Origin of the sequence: Paenibacillus sp. FSL H8-0175, assembly GCF_045040615.1 — a bacterium.
Taxonomy (GTDB): domain Bacteria; phylum Bacillota; class Bacilli; order Paenibacillales; family Paenibacillaceae; genus Paenibacillus_AQ; species Paenibacillus_AQ odorifer.
The window spans coordinates 91,268-103,562 of the sequence record NZ_CP150299.1 but is presented as its reverse complement, the minus strand read 5'-3'; the positions used below and the strand labels follow the sequence as shown (position 1 = coordinate 103,562).

Below are 12,295 nucleotides of genomic sequence, written 5' to 3'. Positions count from 1 at the left end.
TTGTAAAAGAAATCTCTCCCCCTCCTATGATAAACCATTTGTAAAAATCAAGAAACACTTCTTTAAAATTCTTAACGTTTTTATTTGTTAACCTTGTGGATTATGGTGGTCAACATGGTTCGCTTGTTTCACCTTTTTAGAACCTGAAAGCGGTTCTGGGCCTGATGGAGTATGGTCTTTTCTCCGCTCACCACTTGTTGGCTCTGCCCCAGGAACAGGGATACTTTTTGGTTTCGACATTTTCATTCCTCCTAAGGATTGGTCAAGTTCTGAAGAGCCTGAGCACATTCATGAATTTGCCGTGAGTATTGCTGTGCCAGCTGCTGTACGGCATCACTACGCTCATCAATATGGAGACCGCTCTGTTCCACATCCAGCAGATCCACTGCCACTTCTCTGCTATCTACATACTTGCAGCGAAAATCCAGCGAATAGCCTTGATGACCTGCCGCATTAAAATGAATCAGCAAGCTATTCGGATCCCCATTATCCGCCAGCACACTGAAACTATCCCCATCATCCATCAACGCCGGCAAGCGCTCCTGCCAGGCTGAGACAAGCTTATGCTGATCAACTTCTAATGATCTATCCATGATTATGATCATCCTCCTTCTCTAATACATTGCGGAGAAATGAAGCTTTTTATTCTCAATAGAACTGGGTCTACCAAACAAAACAAAAAACCGTCCCCCAGAGGGAACGGTTTCTATCTAATTATTCTTTAAGTTCATAAAGGAATGGCGGAGAGGATGGGATTCGAACCCATGTGGGCTTGCACCCTAACGGTTTTCAAGACCGCCCCGTTATGACCGCTTCGGTACCTCTCCAAATGCATTTAAATTTCACATGCATTAGGATTGTACCATACAATGCAAAGAAAAAGCAACTATATCTTTAAATAGTTTTTGGTTGTATAGATTTTACATTGCGCATATAAGGTTGTAGGCATTCTGGAATCAGAACACTGCCATCCTCTTGCTGATAATTCTCAAGAATTGCAGCAACCGTACGTCCAACAGCCAAAGCAGAGCCGTTCAGCGTATGAACAAATTCAGGCTTCGATTTTGGATCCTTACGGAAACGAATATTTGCCCGGCGTGCTTGGAAGTCTTCTGTATTTGAGCAAGAGGAGATCTCACGGTACATCCCACTCTCAGGCAACCACACTTCCAAATCGTACGTCTTAGCCGATGTAAAGCCCATATCAGCCGTACATAACCCAAGTACACGATAAGGCAGTCCCAACAGCTGCAGCACACTTTCAGCGTCTGCTGTCATTTTTTCTAATTCCTCATAAGAGGATTCAGGGGTGGTGAGCTTCACCAACTCTACCTTGTTGAATTGATGCTGGCGAATCAAACCGCGAGTATCACGGCCCGCCGAGCCCGCCTCAGAACGGAAACAAGAGCTGTAAGCTACATGGTATTTAGGCAGGTCAGCTGCCGTCAAAATCTCTTCGCGATAGTAGTTCGTTACCGGTACTTCAGCTGTAGGAATCAAATAGTATTCGGTATCCCGCAGCTTGAACAGATCCTCTTCGAATTTAGGCAGTTGTCCTGTACCATACAAGCTGTCTTTGTTTACAATGTAAGGCGGCAGCATTTCCTCATAGTTATGCTCACCACTGTGAAGATCCATCATAAAGTTAATCAGCGCCCGTTCTAGACGTGCTCCAAGTCCTTTATAGAAAACAAACCGGGATCCTGTAACCTTTGCTGCAGCTTCAAAATCAATAATATCAAGCTGCTGCGCAAGCTCCCAATGTGATTTCGGAGTGAATCCGAACTCTTTGGGCTCCGACCAGCGGCGTAATTCAACGTTATCATCCTCAGACTTCCCTACTGGAACTGAATCATGAGGAATATTAGGGATATTCATAGTAAGATCAGCAATCTGAGCTTCCAGTTCACGTACTTCATCATCAAGCTCTTTAATTCGGTCAGATACTGTACGCATTTCTGTAATTAGATCATCTGCTGGTTCGCCGTTCTTTTTCTTTTTCGCTACTTCACCTGAAACTGTATTACGACGGTTCTTAAGACCTTCGGTTTCTTGCAGTAATTCACGTCGACGCAAATCAAGTTGTGGAAAATCAGCAATTAAGTCCAGTGATTTGCCCCGTTTTTCTAAAGCCTCTTCCACTCTTGCGTAATCACTACGTAGTATTTTCACATCTAACACAAAGTTTCCCTCCTGAAAACAGCCTAAACTCTTTCAAAATGCTGATTACAGCTTTGAAAGAGTCAGGATGTTCTTTATATGCGATTTTGTTGTTGGACTTCCCTATTCGCCTCTACCATATCGGCAAAATATTGGTGCAGTCTGAAATCATCGGTCAGTTCTGGATGAAAAGAAGACACCAGCAAGTTGCCTTCGCGCGCGGTTACAATCTCATCATTATAGACTGTAAGCACATCAACTCCCGGTCCTACCTCGTTGATAAGCGGTGCACGTATAAACACAGCACGAACCGGCTCATCAATGCCTTTAACCTCCAGATCACATTCAAAGCTTTCCCGTTGGCGGCCGAATGCATTCCGGGCTACGGTAATATCCATCAGCTCCAAATGCCCCGGTTCACCACCGGCAATTTTTTTGGCCAGCACGATCATACCCGCACATGTGCCAAAAATAGGCTTACCCTGATCAGAAAAATCACGGATGGCTTCTATGAAGCCATATTTCCGCATTAGCTTTCCAATCGTTGTACTTTCTCCGCCGGGGATAATCAGGCCTTCAACCTCTTCTAGCTGCTCCACACGCTTGATAGGCACGCCTTCTGCACCGGTCTTCTCTATACTAACAATATGCTCCGTAACAGCGCCTTGCAGCGCCAATACTCCTATCTTCATCCTACAACCTTCTCTCTATTAACGGCCACGCTCCGACATACGTTCAGCCGGGGTGAGAGTTGCAATATCAATCCCCTTCATTGGTGCACCAAGGTTCTTGGATACTTCAGCAATCAGTTTGTAATCAGTATAGTGTGTAGTGGCTTCAACAATCGCACGCGCAAATTTCTCAGGATTGTCCGATTTAAAAATACCCGAGCCTACGAATACACCATCAGCACCCAAATGCATCATAAGAGCAGCATCTGCAGGAGTAGCTACACCCCCAGCGGCAAAGTTAACAACCGGCAGTTTGCCAAGCTCATGTACTTCGAGCAACAGCTCGTAGGAAACTCCCAGGTTCTTTGCTTCATTATATAGCTCGTCCTTGGACAAATTCGTTACTTTACGGATTTGACTGTTGATAAAGCGCATGTGACGCACGGCCTCAACAATGTTGCCTGTTCCTGGTTCACCTTTTGTACGGATCATGGAGGCACCTTCGTTAATACGTCTCAGTGCTTCTCCCAGATCCTTCGCTCCACATACAAAAGGAACGGTGAACTCATGTTTATCAATATGGAATACTTCATCAGCAGGAGTAAGAACTTCACTCTCATCCAAGTAATCAACACCCAAAGATTCTAGAACTTTCGCTTCTACATAATGGCCGATACGAGCCTTAGCCATAACAGGGATACTTACCACCTTGAGAACCTCTTCTACAATTGTAGGATCGGCCATCCGTGCTACACCGCCAGCTGCACGAATGTCAGAAGGTACGCGTTCCAGAGCCATAACAGCAACTGCACCAGCAGCCTCAGCAATTTTTGCTTGCTCTGCATTCATGACGTCCATAATGACGCCGCCTTTTTGCATTTCTGCCATGCCTCTTTTAACTCGCGATGTACCTGTTTCCATGTCCTAACCCCCCGAATGATCTATCTTAATCTAACTTGTAATTTTACCCCAATGAAGGGAAATCTACAACCCATTTACTCGGATTTACTGCTGATTTCGACACCAAACTGCATTAGAACAAGTTCTTGATCCCTGAAAATAAATCACCGAAGAAATCACCAATCGCTCTAAGGAACAACTTGAACCAGCCAGCCTTCTCAGCTTCCTCTACTGTGATCAGATTAACTGTTTTCTCCTGTGCTGCTTGCATGCCTTCAGCCTTGTAGGAATAGGTAACTTTACCTACTTTAGAGGATTGAGCTATAGGAGCAACCAAAGTTGCAGGGTCATTTGTTACAACAGTTGTAGTAACTTCAGGAGAAACCGTTCCCTTAGGAACAATGAAAGAAACTCCTTCATCAGTAACTATAGAAACATCTTTATTCTTTCCTTTCAGTACCGGAACTGTTTCCGTGCCAGCAATAACAGCCTTCGGAGCTACAACCTGTTTGATTTCAAAGTTGTTAAATCCGTAGTCGAGCACTTTTTTTGTTTCTGTGAATCGATGTGCCTCTGAATTAGCACCCATAACAACACTGATTAGACGCATTCCATCACGCACAGCAGTACCTGTAAAGCAGTTACCTGCATTTGTGGTATGGCCAGTCTTCAGTCCATCTAGACCTGGATAAGCATATGCCTTAAAGTTGGGAATACTTTTGTTAGCTTCCAGCATCCAGTTGTAGTTAATGATCGGCGCTGTATCCCGATCACGGAATTTATAAGACTGAATCGTTGTAAATTCAGTGAAGTCCGGGTGGTCAGTAACTATAAATTTAGCAAGAGTAGCTGCATCTCTAGCTGACATTACAGTCTCTTTATCAAGATCAGGACGGAATTTCTTCGGCATGTCTGCCCGATCAAGTCCAGTTGAGTTAATAAAATAGGTATTTTTCATGCCCATCTTCTGTGCAGTCTGATTCATTAGTTCTACGAATTGTTCTTCTGAACCCGATACCAATTCTGCCAAAGCAACTGTGGCATCATTCGCCGATCCTACGGCCATCGCTATGTATAGCTCTTTAACCGTATGTTCATCTCCAGCTGCCAGAAAAATTCGTGATCCGACCTGTTTGGAAGCATTCTCTTGAATGATAACTTTCTGATCCCAAGAGATGTCTCCTTTTTTCACGGCATCAGATACAAGATATTCAGTCATCATCTTGGTCATACTCGCAGGTGGGAGTGGTGTATCTGGATTTAGAGCCATAAGTACTTGGCCTGTAGTTGGTTCTATTAGAATAGCAGAACTCAATTCCAAGTTAAGAGATTCCACAGAAGGGATCTTAACTGCGTTGGTCTTGGGTGCAGTTTCAGTAGTAGTTGCGGCACCCTCGGTTGTAGCCGGAGTTTTGCCCGCTTCAGCCAATGCTGGAATTACAGGGTTCATTAACATATTTAAAAGCAGACCTACAGTCGCTGTCTTAATTACAATTTGCTTACCATTAAATTTTCGTTTGTGCTTCAATGATTACGACTCTCCTTTAAATCTCATATCAATAGCTTGTTCTATTCTAACACAGGGGTACCCGCAAAAAAAGACAGACAGGACGAAATAGTCCTGTCTGTCCAAAAAATAATACGGTTAGTCCATTATACGGAATAGTTTGGTGCTTCTTTTGTAATTTGCACATCATGCGGGTGGCTTTCACGAAGTCCAGCACTTGTGATGCGAATGAAAGAAGTATCGTTACGCAGTTCTTCCAATGACTTCGTACCGCAATAGCCCATACCTGAGCGCAATCCGCCGATCAATTGATGAACAGTGTCCGAAAGAGGCCCTTTAAAAGCAATACGTCCCTCAATTCCTTCAGGAACGAGCTTTTTATCATCATCTTGGAAATAACGGTCTTTACTGCCTTGTTTCATGGCACTCATGCTACCCATACCACGATATACTTTAAATTTACGGCCTTGATAAAGCTCAGATTCCCCTGGGCTTTCTTCTGTACCCGCAAACATACTTCCCATCATTACAGCATGAGCACCAGCTGCGATAGCCTTAGTGATCTCCCCAGAATACTTAATACCGCCATCAGCGATAATAGGAATTCCGTACTCACGAGCAACTGTGGCACAATCATAAATGGCTGTAACCTGTGGTACGCCGATACCAGCGATAACGCGTGTTGTACAGATCGATCCTGGTCCAATACCTACTTTAACTACAGATGCACCAGCTTCAATAAGTTCACGGGTTGCTTCGCCTGTAGCTACGTTACCAGCAACAATCGTAAGATCAGGATACAGCTCACGAATTTGGCGAACCGCTTCAATTATATTAATGTGGTGACCATGTGCAGAATCGACGACGATCAAGTCCACACCAGCTTTTACTAATGCTGCAGTACGTTCGAAGGTGTCTTTAGAGATACCAACAGCTGCTCCAACAAGTAGACGGCCATGTGCATCTTTGGCTCCGTTAGGGAATTGAATAGCTTTTTCAATATCCTTAATGGTGATGAGGCCCTTAAGAATATTATTCTCGTCCACAAGGGGAAGCTTCTCGATCTTATGACGTTGCAGGATACCTTCTGCTTCCTGAAGGGTTGTACCCACAGCAGCTGTTACAAGATTCTCATGTGTCATAACTTCTTTAATTTGAATATTGAAATCATGAATAAAGCGTAAGTCTCTATTAGTCAGAATACCGACAAGTTTATTGTCACTGTCTACAATCGGCACTCCGGAAATGCGATATTTACCCATTAAAAGCTCTGCATCAGATACCATGTGTTCTGCCGTAAGTGAGAATGGATTCGTAATAACTCCGCTCTCGGAACGCTTCACACGATCTACTTCTTCCGCTTGCTGCTCTACAGGCATATTCTTGTGTATAATCCCGATGCCACCCTCACGAGCAATTGCAATGGCCATGGCTGCTTCTGTGACTGTGTCCATACCTGCACTCATAAGTGGAATATTCAACTTCACATTCTTACTTAGAACTGTGGTCAAATCCACTTCTTTAGGCAGTACCTCAGATTTACGCGGAACCAGCAGCACATCATCAAAAGTTAGACCTTCTTTACCAAACTTATCTTTCCACACCTGGGTCATTCCTCCTCGGTTGTTTTAAATTATACCCGCCTACAAACTTTATGAAAGAAGAACCTTTGACTCCAGTCCATTCACGACAGACAATTCTGTACATCTGGGGGCTGAACAAGTGTAGATCTTCAATTAAGGTTTGAGATGCTTATCCAAAAATATATTATTGCCATCTTAGCAAAGGGCATTTGGACTGTCAAGAACATTACATCATCAGAGTAGGTATTCAAAAAACGGCCGCCGAGTAAGCGAATTATTGGACGTTAGTCCGTGCTGAGAGGACAATTTAGTGTGTTAAAAATTTACAGTTCGCCTCTGTTCACCTTTTAAACCACGCTTATCTCCATCTTAGTATCTCAAAATATAGCCCAATGAATTCTCTATTTACATAACAAAAAGACCACTGTCGATTACTCAACAGTGGTCTTGCGTGCTTGGCAACGTCCTACTCTCCCAGGACCCTTCGGTCCAAGTACCATCGGCGCTGGAGGGCTTAACGGTCGTGTTCGGGATGGGTACGCGTGGAACCCCTCCGCTATCGCCACCAAACATGCGTCTGTGAAACAGACGCTGCCGCGTGAAATTCGGTTCTTCACCAGAAGTGAGAATAAATTTCTAAGCGTGTTACAGGCTTGATGCCTGAAAACTGAATCCGAAACAAATCTGCATTCTAACTATAGGATAAGCCCTCGACCGATTAGTATTGGTCAGCTCCATGCATTACTGCACTTCCACCTCCAACCTATCTACCTCGTCGTCTTCAAGGGGTCTTACTAATTGGGAAATCTCATCTTGAGGGGGGCTTCACGCTTAGATGCTTTCAGCGCTTATCCCGTCCGTACGTAGCTACCCAGCCATGCTCCTGGCGGAACAACTGGTGCACCAGCGGTACGTCCATCCCGGTCCTCTCGTACTAAGGACAGCTCCTCTCAAATTTCCTGCGCCCACGACAGATAGGGACCGAACTGTCTCACGACGTTCTGAACCCAGCTCGCGTACCGCTTTAATGGGCGAACAGCCCAACCCTTGGGACCTACTTCAGCCCCAGGATGCGATGAGCCGACATCGAGGTGCCAAACCTCCCCGTCGATGTGGACTCTTGGGGGAGATAAGCCTGTTATCCCCAGGGTAGCTTTTATCCGTTGAGCGATGGCCCTTCCATGCGGTACCACCGGATCACTAAGTCCGACTTTCGTCCCTGCTCGACTTGTAGGTCTCGCAGTCAAGCTCCCTTATGCCTTTGCACTCTGCGAATGATTTCCAACCATTCTGAGGGAACCTTGGAACGCCTCCGTTACTCTTTAGGAGGCGACCGCCCCAGTCAAACTGCCCGCCTGACACGGTCCCCGTACCCGATAAGGGTACTAGGTTAGAACCTAGATACGATCAGGGTGGTATCCCAACGGCGCCTCCACCGAAGCTTGCGCTCCGATTTCTACGGCTCCCACCTATCCTGTACAGATCGTACCCAAATTCAATATCAAGCTGCAGTAAAGCTCCATGGGGTCTTTCCGTCTTGTCGCGGGTAACCTGCATCTTCACAGGTATTAAAATTTCACCGGATCTCTCGTTGAGACAGCGCCCAAGTCGTTACGCCATTCGTGCGGGTCAGAATTTACCTGACAAGGAATTTCGCTACCTTAGGACCGTTATAGTTACGGCCGCCGTTTACTGGGGCTTCGGTTCATAGCTTCGGGTTACCCCTAACCACTCCCCTTAACCTTCCAGCACCGGGCAGGCGTCAGCCCGTATACTTCGCCTTGCGGCTTCGCACAGACCTGTGTTTTTGCTAAACAGTCGCTTGGGCCTTTTCACTGCGGCCCCCTCGTGCTATTCACACTACCGGGGCACCCCTTCTCCCGAAGTTACGGGGTCATTTTGCCGAGTTCCTTAACGAGAGTTCTTCCGCGCGCCTTAGAATTCTCTTCTCGCCTACCTGTGTCGGTTTGCGGTACGGGCACCTTCTCCTGGCTAGAGGCTTTTCTTGGCAGTGTGAGATCATGACCTTCGCTACTATAATTTTCGCTCCCCATCACAGCCCAGCCTTAATGATGTGCGGATTTGCCTACACATCAGCCTCACTGCTTAGACGGACATCCATCAGTCCGCGTCACTACCCTCCTGCGTCACCCCATCGCTCATAGCGGATTACGGTGGTACAGTAATTTCAAACTGTTGTCCTTCGACTACGCCTTTCGGCCTCGCCTTAGGTCCCGACTTACCCTGAGCGGACGAGCCTTCCTCAGGAAACCTTGGGCTTTCGGCGGATCAGATTCTCACTGATCTTTTCGTTACTCATACCGGCATTCTCACTTGTGTAGTGTCCAGCGCTCTTTTCAGTACACCTTCAACCCCTACACAACGCTCCCCTACCCCAGATACATACGTATCTAGCCATAGCTTCGGTGGTGTGTTTAGCCCCGTTACATTTTCGGCGCAGAGTCACTCGACCAGTGAGCTATTACGCACTCTTTCAATGGTGGCTGCTTCTAAGCCAACATCCTGGTTGTCTGTGCAACTCCACATCCTTTCCCACTTAACACACACTTGGGGACCTTAGCTGATGGTCTGGGCTGTTTCCCTTTTGACAATGGATCTTAGCACTCACTGTCTGACTCCCGGCAATAAGTATATGGCATTCGGAGTTTGACTGAGCTTGGTAATCCTTGCGGACCCCGCACCCAATCAGTGCTCTACCTCCACTACTCTTATACCGAGGCTAGCCCTAAAGCTATTTCGGGGAGAACCAGCTATCTCCGAGTTCGATTGGAATTTCTCCGCTACCCCCACCTCATCCCCGCACTTTTCAACGTACGTGGGTTCGGGCCTCCAGTGCGTGTTACCGCACCTTCACCCTGGACAGGGGTAGATCACACGGTTTCGGGTCTACGTCCACATACTAATTCGCCCTATTCAGACTCGCTTTCGCTGCGGCTCCACCTTCTCGGCTTAACCTTGCATGTTAAACGTAACTCGCCGGTTCATTCTACAAAAGGCACGCCATCACCCATTAATAGGGCTCTGACTTTTTGTAAGCACACGGTTTCAGGTTCTATTTCACTCCCCTTCCGGGGTGCTTTTCACCTTTCCCTCACGGTACTGTTTCACTATCGGTCGCCAGGTAGTATTTAGCCTTAGCAGATGGTCCTGCTGGATTCATACGGGGTTTCACGTGCCCCGCACTACTCGGGATCCGTCTCGGAGAGAATACAGTTTAGGTTACAGGGCTTTTACCTCTATCGCGGGCCTTTCCAGACCTCTTCGCCTACCATATTCCTTTGTAACTCCATGTGAGACGTCCCACAACCCCTAAGAGCAAGCTCTTAGGTTTAGGCTGTTCCGCGTTCGCTCGCCGCTACTGACGGAATCACTATTGTTTTCTCTTCCTCAGGGTACTTAGATGTTTCAGTTCCCCTGGTCTGCCTCTACATTTCCTATGTATTCAGAAATGAGTAACTGCGAATTACCACAGCTGGGTTTCCCCATTCGGACACCCCCGGATCAAAGCTTGCTTACAGCTCCCCGAGGCAGTTTCGTTGTTCGCCACGTCCTTCGTCGGCTCCTGGCGCCTAGGCATCCTCCGTGTGCTCTTATTAGCTTAACCTTGATTTTTCCGCAGGAAAATATCATACGATGACATTCTCTTTGGAATCATCTCACTAATAACATTTACTTGTTTACACAAGTTGCTAAAAGATGTTCTAAAACGCAAATTCGTTTCGGTATCCAGTTTTCAAGGATCAAGTCTTACTTGAGAGCTTAAACTCTCAAAACTGAGCAACGAGTGAGTAACAGGCCTAAACCTGAGTTTTGGAAGCTTAGCTTCCGATTTGAATGTTCTCATTGCAGAGAACGATTCTCCATAGAAAGGAGGTGATCCAGCCGCACCTTCCGATACGGCTACCTTGTTACGACTTCACCCCAATCATCTACCCCACCTTCGGCGGCTGGCTCCCTTGCGGGTTACCCCACCGACTTCGGGTGTTGTAAACTCTCGTGGTGTGACGGGCGGTGTGTACAAGACCCGGGAACGTATTCACCGCGGCATGCTGATCCGCGATTACTAGCAATTCCGACTTCATGCAGGCGAGTTGCAGCCTGCAATCCGAACTGAGACCGGCTTTGATGGGATTGGCTCCACCTCGCGGCTTCGCTTCCCGTTGTACCGGCCATTGTAGTACGTGTGTAGCCCAGGTCATAAGGGGCATGATGATTTGACGTCATCCCCACCTTCCTCCGGTTTGTCACCGGCAGTCACTCTAGAGTGCCCAACATTACTTGCTGGCAACTAAAGTTAAGGGTTGCGCTCGTTGCGGGACTTAACCCAACATCTCACGACACGAGCTGACGACAACCATGCACCACCTGTCTCCTCTGTCCCGAAGGCCGCTGCTATCTCTAGCAGATTCAGAGGGATGTCAAGACCTGGTAAGGTTCTTCGCGTTGCTTCGAATTAAACCACATACTCCACTGCTTGTGCGGGTCCCCGTCAATTCCTTTGAGTTTCAGTCTTGCGACCGTACTCCCCAGGCGGAGTGCTTACTGTGTTAACTTCGGCACCAAGGGTATCGAAACCCCTAACACCTAGCACTCATCGTTTACGGCGTGGACTACCAGGGTATCTAATCCTGTTTGCTCCCCACGCTTTCGCGCCTCAGCGTCAGTTACAGCCCAGAAAGTCGCCTTCGCCACTGGTGTTCCTCCACATATCTACGCATTTCACCGCTACACGTGGAATTCCACTTTCCTCTTCTGTACTCAAGCCACCCAGTTTCCAGTGCGACCTCAGGTTGAGCCCAAGGTTTAAACACCAGACTTAAATAGCCGCCTGCGCGCGCTTTACGCCCAATAATTCCGGACAACGCTTGCCCCCTACGTATTACCGCGGCTGCTGGCACGTAGTTAGCCGGGGCTTTCTTCTCAGGTACCGTCACTCCGGTAGCAGTTACTCTACCGGACGTTCTTCCCTGGCAACAGAGCTTTACGATCCGAAAACCTTCATCACTCACGCGGCGTTGCTCCGTCAGGCTTTCGCCCATTGCGGAAGATTCCCTACTGCTGCCTCCCGTAGGAGTCTGGGCCGTGTCTCAGTCCCAGTGTGGCCGTTCACCCTCTCAGGTCGGCTACGCATCGTCGCCTTGGTGGGCCGTTACCCCACCAACTAGCTAATGCGCCGCAGGCCCATCCCTCAGTGACAGATTGCTCCGTCTTTCATTCTTCTCTCAGGAGAAAAAAGAAATTATCCGGTATTAGCTACCGTTTCCGGTAGTTATCCCAGTCTGAAGGGCAGGTTGCCTACGTGTTACTCACCCGTCCGCCGCTAAGTTATTTTGAAAGCAAGCTTTCAAAATAACTCCGCTCGACTTGCATGTATTAGGCACGCCGCCAGCGTTCGTCCTGAGCCAGGATCAAACTCTCCAATTAGTATTGAAAAGAGCGATATGCTCATTTTG

General features: G+C 47.3%; 7 protein-coding genes, 1 tRNA gene and 3 rRNA genes. All 11 read right to left on the bottom strand.

The features are described from left to right. Nucleotides 1-87 precede the first annotated feature (87 nt). The 11 genes from MHH46_RS00480 to MHH46_RS00430 all read right to left on the bottom strand — a co-directional run bounded on the left by MHH46_RS00480 (nt 88) and on the right by MHH46_RS00430 (nt 12,266). Nucleotides 88-240, bottom strand: a complete 153-nt coding sequence (locus tag MHH46_RS00480; RefSeq protein WP_076138623.1) for a small acid-soluble spore protein P — start codon at nt 238-240, stop codon at nt 88-90. Nucleotides 241-251: 11 nt separating this feature from the next. Then, on the bottom strand, nt 252-593 hold the full coding sequence (locus tag MHH46_RS00475) for a hypothetical protein (RefSeq protein WP_036679977.1): 342 nt from the start codon (nt 591-593) through the stop codon (nt 252-254). A 145-nt stretch (nt 594-738) separates the two neighbouring features. Beyond that, nucleotides 739-827 (bottom strand) — tRNA-Ser (locus tag MHH46_RS00470). Nucleotides 828-894: 67 nt separating this feature from the next. Continuing rightward, nucleotides 895-2,181 (bottom strand): serine--tRNA ligase, encoded by a 1,287-nt coding sequence (serS, locus tag MHH46_RS00465; RefSeq protein WP_038568043.1) that lies wholly within the window; start codon nt 2,179-2,181, stop codon nt 895-897. A gap of 74 nt (nt 2,182-2,255) precedes the next feature. After that, nucleotides 2,256-2,852, bottom strand: a complete 597-nt coding sequence (gene pdxT / locus MHH46_RS00460) for a pyridoxal 5'-phosphate synthase glutaminase subunit PdxT (protein ID WP_076130391.1) — start codon at nt 2,850-2,852, stop codon at nt 2,256-2,258. Nucleotides 2,853-2,870: 18 nt separating this feature from the next. Beyond that, a complete protein-coding gene (gene pdxS / locus MHH46_RS00455) occupies nt 2,871-3,752 on the bottom strand; it encodes a pyridoxal 5'-phosphate synthase lyase subunit PdxS (protein ID WP_036679980.1) in 882 nt (293 codons plus the stop codon). 112 nt (nt 3,753-3,864) lie between these two features. Continuing rightward, nucleotides 3,865-5,259, bottom strand: a complete 1,395-nt coding sequence (locus tag MHH46_RS00450; protein ID WP_076130392.1) for a D-alanyl-D-alanine carboxypeptidase family protein — start codon at nt 5,257-5,259, stop codon at nt 3,865-3,867. A 125-nt stretch (nt 5,260-5,384) separates the two neighbouring features. Further along, nucleotides 5,385-6,842, bottom strand: a complete 1,458-nt coding sequence (gene guaB, locus MHH46_RS00445; protein ID WP_036679982.1) for an IMP dehydrogenase — start codon at nt 6,840-6,842, stop codon at nt 5,385-5,387. A 432-nt stretch (nt 6,843-7,274) separates the two neighbouring features. Then, nucleotides 7,275-7,391, bottom strand: a 5S ribosomal RNA gene (gene rrf / locus MHH46_RS00440). 128 nt (nt 7,392-7,519) lie between these two features. Further along, nucleotides 7,520-10,446: ribosomal RNA gene (locus MHH46_RS00435) — 23S ribosomal RNA — on the bottom strand. A gap of 262 nt (nt 10,447-10,708) precedes the next feature. Then, nucleotides 10,709-12,266 (bottom strand): 16S ribosomal RNA (locus MHH46_RS00430). The 16S, 23S and 5S rRNA genes sit together here, the layout of an rRNA operon. Nucleotides 12,267-12,295: the final 29 nt, after the last annotated feature.

Coding starts and splice junctions, on each gene's coding strand:
- MHH46_RS00480 (WP_076138623.1), bottom strand. CDS start 240: ATGTCGAAACCAAAAAGTATCCCTGTTCCTGGGGCAGAGCCAACAAGT.
- MHH46_RS00475 (WP_036679977.1), bottom strand. CDS start 593: ATGGATAGATCATTAGAAGTTGATCAGCATAAGCTTGTCTCAGCCTGG.
- pdxT (WP_076130391.1), bottom strand. CDS start 2,852: ATGAAGATAGGAGTATTGGCGCTGCAAGGCGCTGTTACGGAGCATATT.
- pdxS (WP_036679980.1), bottom strand. CDS start 3,752: ATGGAAACAGGTACATCGCGAGTTAAAAGAGGCATGGCAGAAATGCAA.